Below are 17,864 nucleotides of genomic sequence, written 5' to 3'. Positions count from 1 at the left end.
ATGAGTTTGTTCGTAGATTATGTAGCACCACTTAAAGACTGGTTACAACATAACCCTCATTGGGCTTTGCTCATTACTTTTCTAGTTTCATTAGCTGAGTCTTTAGCAATTATTGGTAGCATTGTTCCTGGAAGCGTTACGATGACGGCGATAGGAATGCTCGCTGGTGCGGGGGCTATGCGTATTGACTTGACACTAACCGCAGCCATTCTCGGAGCAGTCGCCGGCGACAGCCTAAGTTATGCTTTGGGTTATGTGTATAGTGACCGATTGACTGATATTTGGCCTTTTAAAAAATATCCCTCTTGGATTAAATATGGAAAAGACTTTTTTGAAATGCATGGGGGCAAAAGTGTTCTAATTGGTAGGTTTGTTGGTCCATTACGTTCTATTATTCCTGTTATTGCCGGAATAATGCATATGCCACAGTGGCGCTTTCTTATTGCCAATTTCTTATCTGCCATTGGCTGGTCTTTGCTTTACGTAATGCCGGGTGTGGTTATTGGTGCTGCCAGCCATGAACTTTCCGTAGACTCAGCGACTCATTTATTCGTTATCATTCTCATTATTCTAGGAGTCCTGTGGTTATTGAGTTTAATGATAAAATGGCTTGTGGTAAAATTGAGCAATTTTTTCAAAAGAAACCTGCATAGCTTTTGGCTCAACCGATTAAAAAGAAAATCCTTATTTTCGCCTTTATGCCGAGCCATTACACCAAAGAATGAGCAAAATCACGACACTACCGCCTCTCTTGTTCTTATCGCGTTGTTTTGTTTTTCCGGTTTTCTAATTTTTACAGGTCTAACACTACAGGGGCAATGGCTCAATGCAATAAATACCCCGGCCCATTTATTTATTCAAAGTTTCCACTCCTTGGTATTAGCCGCATTTTTTATTTTTTGTACTCAACTTACTTCCACAATCACGATACTTTGTCTTTTTATCGTGAGCTGCTGCTGGTTTATTTATAGCAAGAACTATCGAGCGATCGTTTACAGCAGTGGTTTAATTCTTTTCAGTGTTTTATTAGTTTTTATATTGTCCCATTTTATATATACCCCAAGACCTCCTGGATTACTGGTCCTTATGCCTGGCTCCTCCTATCCAGCCTCACATGTTCTTGTGGCGACAGCTTTTTATGGATTTATTCTATTTTATATTAATAAGATTTATTCCCCTGTCTCAAACACACTCAGAACTTTCGTATTTAGTATTCTTGGTTTAAGTGGCTTCGGAGCTCTTTATTTAGGCGATTATTGGTTAACTGATGTTTTGGCTTCTTATTTTGCTGGGGCAAGTATTGGTTTATTTTGCTGTTTATTATATCGAAGACGGACTACACAGCCAGTTACAGTAAACAAGGCGATTTATATGATTTTATCGCTTTTTGTATGTACCCTTTTAGGTACCATCATTTCTACTTATTTTAATTTTCATACTCTATCGTATAACCACACTCCTTATCATAAAGAGTTTGTTCTTGATGAGGCGGCTTGGTGGAACCAGAAAAAACCTGCATTACCGATTTATAGGCTCAATCGCATTGGGAAAAGAATTAGCTTATTAAATATTGAATATGCTGGGGATCTAACCGTACTTGAAGAACACCTAACAAAAAATGGGTGGACACCTCATAACGAATCCTTCTTTTCTAATTTACTAACATGGATAAACACTCAACCGACTAATATGAAATTACCCTTATTAACGCAGCTATTTGAAAATAAGGCTCCTGCCTTAAGTATGGTTTATACCGATAGCCAATCCAATTTAACTTTAGAATTAAGAATTTGGGAGTCAAATTATAACTTGTCTAAATCAAGTAAGCCCTTATGGATTGGAAGTATGCACCCCAGGGCCCCAATTAATAAAGCACGCAATAACTTAGGCTATGCTCCTAATTTAATTAATCCATTAGATCATTTGGCCCTTACTAACAGCTCTTTTGATGTAGGGAAAATCACACTTCCAGGTGAATTAGTGAAAACTACCGCCTATCCAACACAGCCCTATATTATCTTGATAAAACAAAAACTATAGGCTATTTGCTTGCAACTAATGACGCTTATTTAGCTTCCGAATGGCGTAACTACCAAACCATGCCTTATTTTGCGAGGCTCGAATAACATGTCCTTTTAAAACCTTAAGTAGTATCATTAGTTACTGGCAAGTAGGCTAACCTAATTAATTCTGCAAGACCTCTTATACGTCTAGCCAATGCTTTAAAATCCTGATATAACTATGTAAATCTTGGAAAAATAAGCTTTAATTTAAGAAATGAACTTAATGTACACGCTGGCTCAAGTTATTCAATACTTTTTTCCACTAATTGCACTCGTGCATTTAATTATTGGAATTAAAAGAAAAGCTATTCAGTATGTTATTTCAGCTCTTTGGATTAGCCTTATTGCTGTACTCATTCATTTCCAATTTTCTGGGAATCAGATTTTTAGCACCTATTTTGATTACACCAATGCAGCAATTTATTCCTTTACCTTAGTGGTGCTAGTAATCTCATTAATTCGAATCATCCTGCATTTAAGTAGTGGTCATTCAATATTTAATTATGTTGCCACTTTTATTAATGCCATGGTAGTTGTTGGTGCCTTTTTAGTTGTAATCAATGTATGGATTAATGCCCTATTTATTGAAAATAAAAAACCGGGAACACCGGTAATGCAGGTTGCTCTATTTCAAAAACCAAGTTATTGTGGTTATAAATATGTATTTTATAAAGTTATGCCTGATGATACAGTGATGTATTTGTGTCCTAATTATTATGGATTAGTTGCGTCTGTAGGTCACTTGTCAACAAGTCCCAGTTTTGTTACAACTCAGTTACATTCGTTGTCAACGAACGCAGCTAAACCAGAAAAGAGTAAGTAAGGTTATTGATACCCAAGCATTTTTTAGGGATTATACATGCCCGGCCTGGGAGTTTTTGAATTGTTCTACGGACTATTATTTGATACCATGCCTATAATTTATCACCTTAGTATTTTTATGAAACGTTTTATTACTTTTGCAATTATGCTGCTAAGTTTGAATAGCTTTGCGATGTCCCATAAGCTTGATTGGGATCAGGCGGTTGATCGGGCAATAAAACGCTATGGCTTACGTGTTGAGCCTCAATTAAAATCCTACTTTGCCAAAGCTAAAGTAAGCTATCCACCACGTGAAATTGCATTGCTTGCATTTAAATCAGAACGTCGTGTAGAGCTTTGGGCGAAAAATCCAGATCAAGACTGGACACATGTTCATAATTACCCACTAACAGGATTCAGCGGACGTCTTGGCCCCAAATTACGTGAAAATGATAAGCAAATCCCTGAGGGGGTTTATAAATTAGTGAATTTTAACCCATTCAGTAGTATGCATTTATCCATGATGATTAATTACCCAAACAACTTCGACAGAAAGAAAGGTTATGAAGATGGTAGAAGACAGTTAGGTAATAACATTTTTATCCACGGCAAAAACCTATCTGTAGGTTGTTTAGCAATTGGTGATTTAGCTATCGACCAGCTTTTTATCCTAGCCCGCCGCGTAGGTTTAAATAACATTCAGGTAATTATTGCTCCGAATGACCTGCGTCATGAAAAACCTTCAACATCGACTTTTGCCCAACCACGTTGGTTGCCTGAGTTGTACAAGCATATTGCGGAATCGCTCAAGCCATTTGCTAAGAGCACCTATACCACTTAGTTTCTCCGTAGCCTCAACAATTCTAACCCGTATTCGAAGACGTCGTAATACGGGGTGTTGCGGCAATAAATAAGCCTGCTGTAAATACGCCTATAATTCTACAAATACCATAAATATTCTTGCGCAGGTTTGTCTTAAATGGCAACCATAGATACTGAAGGACCTTCAGAAAGGCCTCAGCAACATGATTCGTTCTATTTCAATGCTGAGCTTTACAGCTCAGCCTAGCATATATAATCTTATTCCTTAGGTAATGATGCTAAGAAATCACTTACCTCTTTAGGCGTTAGTTCGTAAGTCTGTCCACGTCCAAGTGATCTCGGCATAGAAATCATGCCATAGCGAACACGTATTAAACGACTCACCTCAACCCCTTGTGACTCCCATAAGCGGCGTACTTCACGATTACGGCCTTCGTTTAATGTTACATGGTACCATGAGTTTGTTCCCTCTCCGCCACGGTATTCCAGGCGTGTAAATTTGGCAATACCATCGTCTAGCTCAACGCCCTTTAGCAAAAGCTTTAACGATTCCGGATTAACCTGACCATGCACACGCACCGCATACTCTCGTTCTAAACCATATCTAGGATGCATTAACTGATTTGCTAATTCGCCATTATTAGTAAAAATTAGCAACCCGGATGTATTTAAATCCAAGCGCCCTACTTGCACCCAACGACCTTGTCTTAGATGAGGTAAGTTATCAAATACTGTTTTTTCAAATTTAGGATCATGGCGACTTGAAATTTCACCAACTGGCTTATGGTAAAGTAAAATCCGTGTATTTTGTTTCACCTTAAGAGGATTAGCAATTAGCTTACCCTTTACCGTAATTTTATCATCACCAGTTGCTGAATCCCCTAATTTTACGGGCTTGCCATTAACTTGCACCCAACCATTTTCGATCCATCGCTCCATTTCTCGGCGTGAGCCAAGTCCTGCTTGACTTAATATTTTTTGTAACCGTTCGCTGCTCATTCAGTAGTACACTCTTCAATAGAATTATCTAGGGTTAATGTTTCCATTACTTCGGGTAAGGATGGAAGTTCATTTAAATTTTTAAGATTAAAATAATTTAAAAACTCTCTCGTTGTTGTATAAACTGCAGGTTTTCCCGCAACATCCTTATATCCTGCAATACGAATCCATTCCCGTTCTAATAATGTTTTCATAATTTGACTATTTACAGACACACCACGCAACTCTTCAATATCTGCCCGTGTTACGGGTTGCTTGTAAGCAATTATTGCTAGAGTTTCAAGAAAGGCTCGTGAATATTTAGCTGGCTTTTCTATCTGCAAACGCGCAACCCAAGGGCCAAATTGTTTTTTGGTTTGAATTGTATAGCCCGTAGCAACTTGAACAAGCTCAAATGCACGTGCAGCATAGTCTGCTTTTAGCAAATCAATTATGCCATGTAATTGTTCCTTAGTTGGTTTTTGCCATTCCTCAAAAACCTCTAATAATTTATCCAAAGACAAAGGTTCCGAAGAGCTGAGCAATAAAGCTTCTACGATATTTTTTAGTTCAGTTTCATCCATTTTAAGCAGCCTGTAGATGTATGGAAGAAAATGCTTCTTGTTGAGTAATAATAATTAGCGATTGCCTGGCCAATTCAAGTATAGCTAGTAAAGAAACAACCAATCCCATGCGCCCTTCTTCTAAAGTAAATAACTGTCTAAACTCAAGCAATTTATGCTCTTGTAATTGTAACAATACGGCATTCATTCGGTCGCGAACCGACATCGCTTCACGTGATATCTGATGGTGACTAATATGTTCTTCACGTTGCAATAAGGTTTTCATTGCTGCAAGCAACTCCGCTAACTCCACCTCTGGATGTACTTTAATTAGCTCCATTTCTGGAGCCTCTAATTGGATTGCAAAATTGTCTCGATTCTGTCTAGGTAAGCCATCTAATAATTCAGCTGCCAGTTTAATCTGCTCATAGGCTTGCAGTCGACGAACTAAGGTCATGCGTGGATCTTCGTCTTCTTCCTCATCACCATTTGGAGTAACAGGCAATAACATCCGTGACTTAATCTCAGCCAACATTGCAGCCATCAGCAAATAATCAGCCGCAAGTTCCATTCTTCGGTATTCCATCAATTGAATATAATGCAAATATTGCTTCGTAATGCTTACAATAGGAATATCTAAAATATCTATATTTTGCTTACGAATAAGATATAACAGCAAATCCAACGGACCACTGAAGGAATCTAATAAAACTTCCAGTGCATCCGGTGGAATGAACAAATCATCTGGAATTTCAGTAAACTCTTTGCCATCAACAACCGCTTTAACTTCCGGTTTACTGAGTAATTCAGCCTCCATCAATAATCAATTCCCATCACTTCTCTAACCGTTTTCAGTGTCCTAGTGGCCTCTTCACGTGCAGCCTCACTTCCCTCTGAAACAATGCGTTTTACAGAGCCCAGATCTGATTCGTAATCAGTAATAGATGCTTGTATCGGTTGCAATTCTTTATTAATTGCATCGATTACTGGACGTTTACAATCAATACAACCAATTCCTGCCGTACGGCAGCCTGTTTGCACCCAATCTTTTACATCTTCTGAAGAATAGATTTTATGGAACTGCCATACAGGGCATTTCTCAGGCTCACCAGGATCCGTCCGTTTAACCCGTGCCGGATCTGTGGGCATAGTTAATACTTTCTTTTCTACTTGTGCCGGCTCTTCTCTTAGCATAATGGTATTATGATAAGATTTTGACATTTTCTGCCCATCAGTTCCTGGCATTTTTGAAGTTGCAGAAAGCAGAGGCTGCGGCTCGGTAAGAATAATCTTACCACTTCCTTCCAAATATCCTAAAAGGCGCTCTTTGTCACCAATCGATAAATTAGGTTGATCTTCAAGTAGAGCTTGCGCGGTTTTAATTGATTCATGGTTACCATGTTCTTGAAACTGACGACGTAGCTCACTATATATTTTGCTATTTTTTTTACCCATTTTTTTAATGGCTTCAGCTGCTAACTCTTCAAAATTAGGTTCTTTACCATAAATATGGTTAAAACGACGTGCAATTTCCCGAGTTAACTCAATATGAGCAACCTGATCTTCGCCCACGGGTACATAATCTGCGTGGTACAATAATACATCGGCACTTTGCAATAAGGGATAACCTAAAAAACCATAAGTTGAGAGATCTTTTTCCTTTAGCTTTTCCTGTTGGTCTTTAAAGGTAGGTACGCGCTCTAACCAACCTAAAGGAGTAATCATAGATAAGAGTAGATGAAGTTCTGCATGCTCAGGCACCCAGGACTGGATAAATATGCGTGACAAACCAGGGTTAACACCACAAGCCAGCCAATCAATAACCATATCCCATAGGTGCTTCTCCATAAAGCCAGGCTCATTATACTGAGTTGTTAAACCATGCCAATCTGCAGCAAAAAAGAAGCAATCGTATTGATGTTGTAATTTGATCCAATTTTTGAGTACCCCATGATAGTGGCCAAGATGTAATCGTCCACTTACACGCATACCAGAAACAACACGTTTATTGGAAGTAAATAATGCTGACATCAATATCCTCTTTTTTGTTATTAAATACAAGCTAGGGCATTAAAAGAGAGGGCACGTTTTCAAAACTATCTAAACGGCTCCGGGTCTCCTTTTCCTTCCCTTAAAATTACCGGATAATCACCCGTTAAATCAACAACGGTAGTTGGCTCTTGGCCACAGTTACCGCCATCGATTACTAAATCAATTTGGTTACCTAAAATATCTCTGATTGCCTCAGGCTCACTTAAAGGCGCCTTAGCTCCAGGAAGAATCAAGGTACTACTCATTAGAGGAGCCTCTAGGGCATCGAGCAAAGCAAGCGTAATTACGTTGTCTGGTACTCTTAATCCCAACGTCCTTTTCTTAGGATGTAGCATTAAACGTGGAACTTCGTGAGTTGCATTCAAAATAAAAGTGTATGAGCCAGGTGTTCGTGACTTTAATAGACGAAATATAGGGTTTGAAACGCGAGCATAGGTGCCTAATTCTGATAAATCACGGCAAACCAAAGTCATATTGTGATGTTTATCCAACTGTCTTAGACGTCTTATTCGTTCAAGCGCTGCTTTATTTCCTAAACTACAACCTAATGCATAACCCGAATCGGTGGGATAAACAATAACACCACCATCTTGAATTATAGTTACAGCCTTTCTCAATAAACGAGCTTGAGGATTATCAGGATGTAATGCAAAAAACTGACTCATAAAGTCCCCTGTTTTATGTTCCATTCATGCCAAATAGGCACACAGTTTACCGGTAATTGCTTCTGACCGCCAAGGTTTACACGAGATATACCATCAGCATGAAAATCAGATCCAGAAGAAGCTAATAGATTAAATCGTAAGCTAACTCCTGCCATGTCGTTGATTTCAGTTACTGTCATTTCTCCCGAAACCACTTCAATACCTACACCACCAGCCTCTTTAAAATCTTCAATTAACTCATGCAATTTAGAGCGCGTCAATCCATATTTCAGTGGATGCGCAATAACCGCCTGTCCACCCGCGGCAACAATGCCTTCTACTGCTTCTTGCACACTTAACCAAGGAGTCGGAATATAGGCTTTTTTTCCACGAACTAAATATTGTTTAAATGCTTTTTGTAAATCTTTAGCTTTACCTTCATTAACCAATACCCGAGCAAAATGAGGCCGAGCAACGCGAGTATGTCCCGCTAACTCACAGGCTTTAGCGTAAGCATCGCTCACGCCAATTTCATTAAGTGCCTCACCAATCTGCTTTGCTCGTTCAACACGGCTTTCAACTTGGCGCTTAATTAATGCAAATAAATCATCTGTATGATTAATCTGGTAGCCCAAAATATGAAAATCATGTTTTTTCCAACGGGTGCTCAACTCAATGCCATTAATTATCTTAATAGAAGTAGATGCCGCTGCTTGCTCTAATTCAGAATAGCCAGCGACAGTATCATGATCCGTAAGAGATAAGTATTGAATTCCTTGTTTTTGCGCTCGCTCTATAAGCTCTGCAGGGCTTAAAGCTCCGTCTGAAAAATGACTATGACAATGAAGATCGATCATGTGTTTTTCATTTTGCTAAAAATTTAATTGTACCATGAATATTAAAGAAATGAATTAGATCAGGAGGTAATCCAGACGTTTGTGGGCTTACTCCAGTATCACGCTGCGTTAATACGGGCTACACTTTTATGAGTTTACTACTTTACCTCGCACTATATCTTTGCGTAAAAAACGTGCAGGTGATAGCGCTTGCTGTAAATTTCTAGGTAGGAAACTCATTTCGTTATTGATAAGTGCAGCTAACCATTCAGCGCATAAAGGGATGGTAGTTAAGCCACGAGAACCAAATCCCGTACACGCATAAAGACCCGGATAATAAGGTCCAGCCTTAGCAATCCAACGTTTTGAATTACTTTCTAATCCTGCATATAAGGTATTAAATGCTGCGGCATTGGCTATTCTTCCTACTATGGGTAGATAATCGGTGGTTGTTGCGCGTACTCCTGCCCAATGAGACTTAATCTCATAAGACCAAGGCACATCGGGAGCAATGTGTTTTAATTTATCTAAATTCAGCAAATCATCCTGCGCTTTAAGATTTGCATGATCGGTTTTTAGTTCATATGAAGCACCTAGATAATGCGTACCACCATGTGCAGGTAATACATGGCCATCAGCACATAAAGGAATTCGCAATACCGCGGTTTCTGCTGTCTCAGGAATAACCGTCATCTGGCCTCGGATCGGTTTGATGGGTAATGATGCAGTCTCCGGAAACGTGGTAACTTTGTAGCCATTAGCTAAAATTAAAACATCAGCGGTGTAATCATTTACTCGCCAACGGTTATCAAATACTAACTCATTTGCAATAGTATCTGTAATTAAGGTAATGCCTTCTGTCTGCACTAAAAGCTTGCATAACTCAGGGGAGTTAACCCAGCCTGATAAAGGGATAAATAATCCAGATTGCTGTAACGGAATTCCTGCAAGCTCAGAGGCTTGCTCTGCATTAACTAAAGTCCCCAAAGAAGGATACTTATTGAGCCAATCGGCAAGACTTGCCTGGGCTTGGTGTTCTTTTTGATTATAGGCCAATAAGAGAGAGCCATTAAGCACCCCGATGTCATTTTGGCTTAAAATGGATTGATACTCTCGACTAGCGTATAAAAATGCCGTTAACATGAATTGGGTTAGCGGCGAGTTATAGGCAGATAACTTTGGAAATAAAACGGCATGTTGATTTCCAGAAGCCCCCTGTCCTACTTCATTGAGTTCATCAATTAAAGTAACATTCCAGCCCCGTTTAGCCAAGCAGTGCGCAGTAAAACATCCTGCAAGTCCTGCCCCAATAATTAGGGCGGAGCGATCTTTATAATGCTCAGGCTGACTTACATGCCATGGCGTATGTCTTTTTTTTAAGCTTACTAATTCATTTGGACTAAAAAAAGCACTAATCATATGGCGTTTAGGCCCGAAGCCTTTTTTCTTTTCAACGATAAAACCATGTTTACGTAAATTTTCTTTGACGATACCCGCAGCCGTATAGGTCGCTAAAGTCGTGCCCTCTCGTGAAAGCATCGCAATCACCTTTATTAAAGAATCAGACCACATGCTTTGATTTTTGGCTGGAGCAAAGCCGTCAAGATACCAAGCATCAACATAGGCAGTGCGCAAAGAGCGCTCTAGATTTCCATCGCCGCAAATTAATAACTGTTCATAACATTCCAGAGCATCTCCAAGCATTAAGGTTAAACGAACTGTACCCTTAGCAAATATTAAATGATGATAGCCTGGAGTTAGTATGGGATAATGTTCAATAAGTTGGGTCGCTTGCGCTTCCAATTGGGGCCAGCAAGACAATGATCTGATTAAATCATCACGCGATAATGGATGCTTTTCACAAGAAATAAAATGCAAACGCTGATGCCCTTGAGCATATTGCTCCCAGAGTTTCCAGGTTAATAGAAAGTTTAACCCGGTACCAAACCCTGTCTCAGCAATAGTAAATTGACTTTGCTCTGAGGCGTTCTGCCATCGCGAAATTAAGTTATTTCCATCAATGAATACATAACGACTTTGCTCAATTCCACTGGTTGAGGAATGATAAACATCATCATATTGGATGGAAAAAGGCAGGTCCTGATGCCAATCAAGCTCTGCTGTTTTAATAGGTACAAAAAGATTACTCACATACAACCACTCGTTCAGAAACCGAAGCTTTAGGCTCTTGCGCTCCAGACTCACCGTTTTCTTTAATTAATGCACGTAATTTAGGAATGAGCACAAACAAAATCACCGCTGAAGCCACTGCAAATAAGCCTAATATTAAAAACACATGACTGTAGCCGCTATTCGTCGCTAATGGAGAATCACTACTTTGTCCTGCTATCATCCAATTGGAGCTGTAGCTGGATAAGGTTCCGCCAATACCCGAAGTTAGCATCCACATACCCATCATCATACCTTGTAACGATGTAGGCGCTAAATAACCAATCATAGCATAACCAATCGGAGAAATTAAAAGTTCACCAATACTTTGTAAAACATAACATAACACTATCCATGAAGGATTCACTAAACCCAAATCATTGGCATAGGCAATACCTATGGGTAATATAATGAATGCAGCGCCAATACAGAATAAGGCTATTGCAAATTGAGTAGGGATATTTACCTGGACTCCTCTTTTACGCATCTGATGCAGAGTAACGCCCAGTAAAGGCCCCCCAATAACAATGCATACTGTATTTATATTTTGAAACCATTGTGGCGGGATAATCCAGTTTGCATAGTGTCTTTGAACATTGTGAGCAATAAAAGTAGTTAATCCCATAGGCGCTACATGATAGAGCATCCAAAAAATAGTCCCGACAATCATTAAGACAACAAAAGCCAACATTTTATCCTGGGCAATTTTTGTTTCTTGTTGCTTTGCAAGGTAAATAATAACGCATACCATTACCATGCCCGTTAATAAAACCAATTTTTTCGCCCATTCGGCATTTTGTAATAACTGGCTTAACACAACTGGAAGAGTAAGGATTAATATCATTCCCCAGAGATTTGATTTTTTCTGTGCAGCTTTATCTTTTAGAGAATATTGTGTTTCTCGATCAGCCAATTGATTCCAGCAGTACAAGCAAATAATTAATGCGGCAAGATTACCTAAGCTGCTAAATAAGAATAGACGTTCATAATTCTGGCTTAGTTGAAATATGCCACTTAAGCTAAAGCCCACAAAAAAACCAATGTTCATGCCCGCATAATTCATTAAAAATGCTGATTCACGTCGCGTATCTTCGGGAGTAAATCGTTGTGTCAGCATGCAATTGATGCAAGTAACGTTTAAGCCTGATCCGGCTAAAAAGGTTGCTAAACCATAATAAAGTAGATTCACATCACAGAATGATAATAAAACACAGCCGATAACCTGGAGAACCATACCCACACAAAATAAGGCGCGATTAGACAGTAAACGTCCCCCCCAAAGGCCGCCAAGCAAATGCAGACCATAATTGAAGGCGACAAAAACCCCCATCACACTATTCGCGGAACTAACTTGAACCCCTAATTTACCTTCCATGTACAAAACCAGGGTTGAATAAAGAACACTAAAGCTTAAAGTAGAAACAATTTGCATAGCAAAAAGGGCAAGAATCCCCTCCGGCATAGATCTAAATAAGTCCTTCTTTCTATTCAAGATGTTCGCCTCTTCAAGCACAAAACGTAAAATCACTATGACATGGGGAAAAATAGCTGTCTAGTGTTTTAAGAATTTAATTTTGGACAGGTAAAAATTGGCCCGGATATTGCTTTGCAAAAAGCAATATCCTGAGGCCTTTACAAGGACACTGCACCGGACACCCATGCAACATAAACGGTAAGCGTTCACGCTGTATGTATTCTATTAAAATTAAATAAAAAACTGCTGTCATTGCGAACACAGTGAAGCAACCAAGTACTGAGTCTTAACGAAGCATCGATCTGGGTTGCTTCGCCATGGCTGAATGTAATGCAATCTAAGCTAAGTCATGTAAAACCTGTTCCGCAGCTTCCTGAGTTCTAGCAATTTCACGAGTGCCATGAGCCAAAGATACGAATCCTGCCTCATACATCGAAGGAGCAAAATAAACCCCCTTTTCTAACATGGCATGATAAAACTTCTTAAACAAAATCTCATCTGAAGCAGCGATATCTGCATAATTAGCGATATGCTTTTTCTCTGTAAAGCAGAAACCAAACATGCCTCCTAAAGATGCAGTAAACAATGGAATCTTTGCAGCTTCTGCAGCAGTAGCCAATGCCTGGGTTAAATTTTGGGTCGTACGACTTAATGCATCAAAAAAACCTGGCTTTTCAATTTCACTCAAAGTCGCAAGACCAGCCGCCATAGCTAAGGGATTACCTGAAAGAGTTCCTGCTTGATATACTGGCCCTTCAGGAGCTAGATGAGACATAATATCTGCTCGTCCACCTAAAGCGCCTACAGGCATTCCCCCACCAATCACCTTACCTAAAGTGGTAATATCAGGGGTTATCCCATAAATACCTTGAGCCCCATGTAAACCCACTCTAAAACCGGTCATTACCTCATCAAAAATAAGTAAGGCATTATATTGATCACATAGTTCACGTAAGCCTTTTAGAAAACTAGGTTTGGGTAACACAAAGCCCATGTTTCCAGCAACGGGTTCTAAAATAATGGCCGCAATATCGTTGGGATATTTTGCAAATAAAGCCGCCGTCTGCTCTAAATCATTAAAATCAGCAGTTAAGGTATGTTCTGTGACACTTTGAGGAATACCTGGAGTTGCCGGAATACCTAAAGTTAAAAGGCCAGAGCCTGCTTTCACTAATAAGCTATCGCTATGGCCATGATAGCATCCATTGAACTTAATAAACTTATTTTTACCAGTAAACCCACGTGCCAATCGGATTGCAGTCATAGTAGCTTCAGTACCTGAATTCACCATACGTACTTTTTCAATTGATGGAATTAAGGAAATAATTTTTTCTGCTAACTTCACTTCAAGTGCGGTTGGTGCACCAAAGCTCATCCCACTATGAAGTACTTCAGTTACTGCATCAATTACCACAGGGTGGCAATGTCCTAAAATTAGGGGACCCCATGAACCTACATAATCAATATACTCTTTATTATCTTCATCAATAAGATAAGCCCCTTTCCCTTGTTTAAAGAAAATAGGGTCTCCGCCTACACCTTTAAATGCACGTACAGGAGAGTTAACTCCTCCAGGGATAAGCGTCTGCGCCTGATGGAATAGATCGGATGAGCGGGTCATAAAAGTCTCCATAATTTTTGTCGGTATACTACAATCAAATACTGAATTTGGCAAAAAAGCCTTGACTAATAAAGTTTCGCTTTACATCTAGGCCTGCAGCCGATAAATTACGCATTTTTAAACGAGTATTGACAATCATGCAAGAATATAAAAAATACATCTGTGTCATTTGCGGATTCATCTATGACGAAGCCGAAGGCTGGCCTGAAGATGGCATTGAGCCAGGAACTCGTTGGGAAGATGTACCCGAAAACTGGTTTTGCCCTGATTGTGGCGCGGGTAAAGAAGATTTTGATATGGTAGAGATGGATTAAGCTCAAATCCATTTAGATTATATCGCCGTCTGGTTGCTTGCACTTAGTTCTCAGTTACAGGCAACCAGACGATTTATTTTACCACCACAAATAAGACAATTCCCACCAACAATAAAGTGGGCATTTCATTATAAATACGAAAGAAACGTGAACTTTTCTTATTTTTATTCTGAGCAAAAGCCTTTCGATAATGCCCGCACAATAAATGATAACCCCATAAAATTACCACTAAAGTCAATTTCGCATGCATCCACCCGGCTTTCAGATAGTAGCTAGGGTTGTAACTTAGTAGCGATAGACCAAGAACTGTAGTAAGTATCGCCGCAGGCCAAGTAATTCCATAATATAAGCGGCGTTCCATGATCTTAAAACGCTCGATACTGAGCTCATCTTGTGTGTCCGCATGATAAACAAATAAACGTGGTAAATAAAATAGCCCAGAAAACCAAGCAACCATCGCTATAATATGAAAAGCTTTAACATACAACATAAATTAACGTCCTGAAGTTTTGTGGCCTCTTTTTCGAGAGCGTTTAATTAAATTCAAAGATTCCACCGCTAATGAAAATCCCATAGCAAAGTAAACATACCCACGTGGAATGTAGAAGGAGAAACCATCAGCAACCAATACCATTCCAATCAAAATTAAATAACTTAAAGCCAACATTTTAATGGTTGGATGCTTTTTAATAAATGCACTTACCCATTCACTAGCAAAAATCATAATCAGGATGGCGCAAGTAATCGCAAAAGCCATAACCCAAAACCGCGTGGTTAGCCCTACCGCCGTCAATACACTGTCTAAAGAGAAAATAATATCCATCAATGCTACTTGGAAAATTACCACTTTAAAACTTACCTTGCCAGAAGCCTTTTTATTAGTACCTGCCTCATCAGCTTCTTCAGTAATCACATCCTGATGAATTTCATCCGTAGCTTTCCAAATTAAAAATGCGCCTCCCAATATTAAAAACAAATCGCGCATGGAGAGAGAAAGCTGGCTAATCGTGATGAGCGGTCTGGTCAACTGAATCAAATGTACTGCTAATGACAGTAACATTAATCGTGTTACCCAGGAAAAAGTAAGCCCCCAGCGTCTTGCTTTTTTCCGTTGATGAACGGGAAGCTTCTCGGTGAGAATGGATAAAATAACCAGATTATCTATTCCTAGAACCACTTCTAAGATTACTAAGACAACTAAACTGGCGATAATGTCTAAAAATTCCATCTATGTCTCTGATAATATTAAGTTACTTGTTATACCTGACTTTACACTATACACTGAGAAAATAATCTTTATAAGAGCTTATATAAATATCTGAAACCTTTAATTATCCTAAAGAGATAAGAATAATTGCAAACTGTCTAACAAAAATCATATAATCAGACCTCTTTTTGAACTCAATGACGCCTGAGAGGACATTTTATTATGTCAATCCGCTATGATTTACTTTCTAAACTTTCAAAATATTTATTGAGTAATCTTGTATATTATCCTGATATTATTCCCTTTCAACATAATGAAAAGCAATATTTTCTGCATTGGCAGTCCTTAACAACAAGTAAATATATTTATACCAATGGCTATGTAATAGAGCCAACCAACTGGTTTATGTATGCATTTCAAAGTTTTAAAGGTTGGCTTGGTTTTGATAACCACTGCCAAGCAGAAAAAATCCAATTCAGTTTAGAAAAATTAGCGTATTACGGATACCTGCGTGGTTATGACCAATCTGTCGTTAGACAAATACAGCATTATCCATTACCTGCTGATTATTTGGCTCTCATTAACAGAAAGAGCCCGGTAAATTCACAAACTACGAATGCGCTCCAACATAGGCTAATACTAGACTACAATAACCTCGTTGCCCCGTATACTTCAGAATATCTATATGCAAGTTATGTATTCGGCCAAACTCTAAAAAGATTGGGTTTACCAGAAGAAATCCCTTTGCTTGACCCACAAAATGAACAGTTAATTGAAGGAACTATCGCAACGCTTGAGCCGCTGCAAAGCCTCAATCTTTATGGTTTACAAAAACATCTCGCAGAACCCAAGTATACTTTTCCTCAACCTAGCCTTTATGCAAAAAAAATGGCCGAACACTATGTTAAGGCCGCTAAGGCTGAGAAAGGAAGATTCTTTTATGGTGTTAATTTTATCAGCTCTGCAAAGCCCAAAGCCCAGCTACTTCTAGATCGAGCATGCCAAATTGACCCAGTTGCATATGATAATGAAATTTTATATATCGAGCATCACCTAGAGCACAAGGAATTTGATATAGCCTTTAATTTAATAAATAAACTTAAAGACTTAGATAAAGCACTTGCATATCTATTCAAAAACTTTACACCAGCGCAGCGCATGGATTATGTAAAGCAAAATACTCCTTTGGCATTGAAACTGGCCCAACATATCCTTAAAGAAAAAGATACACTACAAAATATTGAGCTGGCTGCGCATTATGATTCCAATATAGCAGAACATCATCCCGATAAAGCATTCATTCTTTTAGTGCAAACGGAAAAATACGATGAAGCCTATACATTATTTGAAAAACATCGGGAAATAGTACAATTCCCTGCCTCTCAATTAGAAACCTTAGCCCAACATTTTGATGATGTAGGTGAAAGACTTTATGAGCAAGGGGCTGCTGAACGAGAAAATAAGTTGTGGGATAACGCAGAAAAAAATTACCTAAATAGCTTATATGCTAAGAAAAAAGCAGCTACTTTATTACCTGATACCTATACTGAGGTATTTTATACTCACAAAAGACTTTATGCTCAACTGCTCATTAATTCGGATAGCGCCAATTCTAAAGGTCTGGAAGTGATCAATAAAGCAATCCGCTTACTAGATAAGTGTTTTCCGAAATCAGAAGAGGAAAAAGTGCGGCATCAGAAAGCATTAGCCAAAGGTTTAATGAGCCAGGTAACTTATTTAACTGCAAAGATTAAAGTTGAGGCCACCTACTCTCGGGATTTTGCTGAGCAAAAGAGGCATCATGAAAAACATCAAGCTAATTTTGCACAAATCCGTACCTCACTGCTGCGAGTTATCGAGTTATTAACCCCTATGGATGATGCAGAGCAAAAACGGGTACTTGCAAAGGCGCATTTTATTCTTGCAGATATGATTTTGTTTTTTGATTTAGATGAGGAGTATCGCTCTCATTTTGAAAATGCAGCACGATTAGCTCCAGAAAACCCCATTTATATACTTAAAGCATCAGAACTTTTATATAGAATTGAAGGAAGAGAAAAGGAATATGAACTTTGTCGTGACGATGGAATTATTAAACTCAAAGCTAAAAACTATGTAGTAATGGACTTTTACCATTGGGATACAGAACGCTGGTATAATAATAACTTAGCAGCAAGATATATTCCTGACATTCATATATTAAGTGAAAATATGGTGGCGTCAGAAGATGAAGAAAGTTATGAGCCACTATGGTTTAGGATGTAACTTCTTAGGAAGCGCTATTCCCTGCTTTTACGAATAATATGATATCTTAGTCCAA

Annotated in this window: 16 protein-coding genes; 5 read left to right on the top strand and 11 right to left on the bottom strand. The window is 38.9% G+C overall.

Annotated features, from left to right (window positions below):
* From BN3124_RS12055 to BN3124_RS12045, 3 genes are all read left to right on the top strand, one after another.
* A complete protein-coding gene (locus tag BN3124_RS12055; RefSeq protein ID WP_058535040.1) occupies positions 1-2,040 on the top strand; it encodes a bifunctional DedA family/phosphatase PAP2 family protein in 2,040 nt (679 codons plus the stop codon).
* Between the two features lie 246 nt (positions 2,041-2,286).
* Positions 2,287-2,886, top strand: coding sequence for a hypothetical protein (locus tag BN3124_RS12050; RefSeq protein WP_058535039.1), 600 nt, complete (start codon positions 2,287-2,289; stop codon positions 2,884-2,886).
* A 144-nt stretch (positions 2,887-3,030) separates the two neighbouring features.
* A complete protein-coding gene (locus BN3124_RS12045) occupies positions 3,031-3,705 on the top strand; it encodes a L,D-transpeptidase family protein (RefSeq protein WP_407927398.1) in 675 nt (224 codons plus the stop codon).
* A gap of 239 nt (positions 3,706-3,944) precedes the next feature.
* On the opposite strand, the gene rluB is transcribed toward BN3124_RS12045, so the two are convergent.
* The 9 genes from rluB to hemL form a co-directional block, all read right to left on the bottom strand.
* Positions 3,945-4,685: a 23S rRNA pseudouridine(2605) synthase RluB gene (rluB, locus tag BN3124_RS12040; RefSeq protein WP_058535038.1), complete on the bottom strand. Its 741-nt coding sequence runs from the start codon at positions 4,683-4,685 to the stop codon at positions 3,945-3,947.
* Positions 4,682-5,248: an SMC-Scp complex subunit ScpB gene (scpB, locus tag BN3124_RS12035; RefSeq protein WP_058535037.1), complete on the bottom strand. Its 567-nt coding sequence runs from the start codon at positions 5,246-5,248 to the stop codon at positions 4,682-4,684. Before scpB ends, rluB begins: the two co-directional genes overlap by 4 nt.
* Position 5,249: 1 nt before the next feature.
* Positions 5,250-6,044 (bottom strand): segregation and condensation protein A, encoded by a 795-nt coding sequence (locus BN3124_RS12030; RefSeq protein WP_058535036.1) that lies wholly within the window; start codon positions 6,042-6,044, stop codon positions 5,250-5,252.
* Positions 6,044-7,258: a tryptophan--tRNA ligase gene (locus BN3124_RS12025; RefSeq protein ID WP_058535035.1), complete on the bottom strand. Its 1,215-nt coding sequence runs from the start codon at positions 7,256-7,258 to the stop codon at positions 6,044-6,046. The genes BN3124_RS12030 and BN3124_RS12025 overlap by 1 nt, the downstream gene beginning before the upstream one ends.
* A gap of 65 nt (positions 7,259-7,323) precedes the next feature.
* On the bottom strand, positions 7,324-7,944 hold the full coding sequence (locus BN3124_RS12020; RefSeq protein WP_058535034.1) for an L-threonylcarbamoyladenylate synthase: 621 nt from the start codon (positions 7,942-7,944) through the stop codon (positions 7,324-7,326).
* Entirely contained in the window at positions 7,941-8,780 is an 840-nt protein-coding gene (locus BN3124_RS12015) for a PHP domain-containing protein (RefSeq protein WP_058535033.1), read from the bottom strand. The genes BN3124_RS12020 and BN3124_RS12015 overlap by 4 nt, the downstream gene beginning before the upstream one ends.
* A 126-nt stretch (positions 8,781-8,906) precedes the next feature.
* Positions 8,907-10,910: a bifunctional tRNA (5-methylaminomethyl-2-thiouridine)(34)-methyltransferase MnmC2/FAD-dependent 5-carboxymethylaminomethyl-2-thiouridine(34) oxidoreductase MnmC1 gene (mnmC, locus tag BN3124_RS12010; RefSeq protein ID WP_058535032.1), complete on the bottom strand. Its 2,004-nt coding sequence runs from the start codon at positions 10,908-10,910 to the stop codon at positions 8,907-8,909.
* Positions 10,903-12,390 carry a peptide MFS transporter gene (locus BN3124_RS12005; protein WP_058535031.1) on the bottom strand — a complete coding sequence of 496 codons (1,488 nt, stop codon included), beginning with the start codon at positions 12,388-12,390 and terminating at the stop codon, positions 10,903-10,905. The genes mnmC and BN3124_RS12005 overlap by 8 nt, the downstream gene beginning before the upstream one ends.
* A gap of 349 nt (positions 12,391-12,739) precedes the next feature.
* Positions 12,740-14,023 carry a glutamate-1-semialdehyde 2,1-aminomutase gene (gene hemL, locus BN3124_RS12000; protein ID WP_058535030.1) on the bottom strand — a complete coding sequence of 428 codons (1,284 nt, stop codon included), beginning with the start codon at positions 14,021-14,023 and terminating at the stop codon, positions 12,740-12,742.
* Between the two features lie 137 nt (positions 14,024-14,160).
* Between hemL and BN3124_RS11995 the strand changes: the two genes are divergently transcribed.
* Positions 14,161-14,337, top strand: coding sequence for a rubredoxin (locus BN3124_RS11995; protein ID WP_058535029.1), 177 nt, complete (start codon positions 14,161-14,163; stop codon positions 14,335-14,337).
* A 73-nt stretch (positions 14,338-14,410) separates the two neighbouring features.
* On the opposite strand, the gene hemJ is transcribed toward BN3124_RS11995, so the two are convergent.
* Both hemJ and BN3124_RS11985 read right to left on the bottom strand, forming a co-directional pair.
* The gene (hemJ, locus tag BN3124_RS11990) at positions 14,411-14,827 is read right to left on the bottom strand and encodes a protoporphyrinogen oxidase HemJ (protein WP_058535028.1); all 417 of its coding nucleotides are present in this window, start codon (positions 14,825-14,827) and stop codon (positions 14,411-14,413) included.
* Between the two features lie 3 nt (positions 14,828-14,830).
* Positions 14,831-15,565, bottom strand: coding sequence for a TerC family protein (locus BN3124_RS11985; protein WP_058535027.1), 735 nt, complete (start codon positions 15,563-15,565; stop codon positions 14,831-14,833).
* Positions 15,566-15,766: 201 nt separating this feature from the next.
* Here BN3124_RS11985 and BN3124_RS11980 point away from each other — a divergent pair, with 201 nt between their 5' ends.
* Positions 15,767-17,809, top strand: a complete 2,043-nt coding sequence (locus BN3124_RS11980; RefSeq protein WP_058535026.1) for a hypothetical protein — start codon at positions 15,767-15,769, stop codon at positions 17,807-17,809.
* The last annotated feature ends 55 nt before the right edge of the window (positions 17,810-17,864 follow it).

The organism is Legionella saoudiensis (assembly GCF_001465875.1).
Classification (GTDB): domain Bacteria; phylum Pseudomonadota; class Gammaproteobacteria; order Legionellales; family Legionellaceae; genus Legionella; species Legionella saoudiensis.
This window is presented reverse-complemented; position numbering and strand designations above follow the sequence as displayed.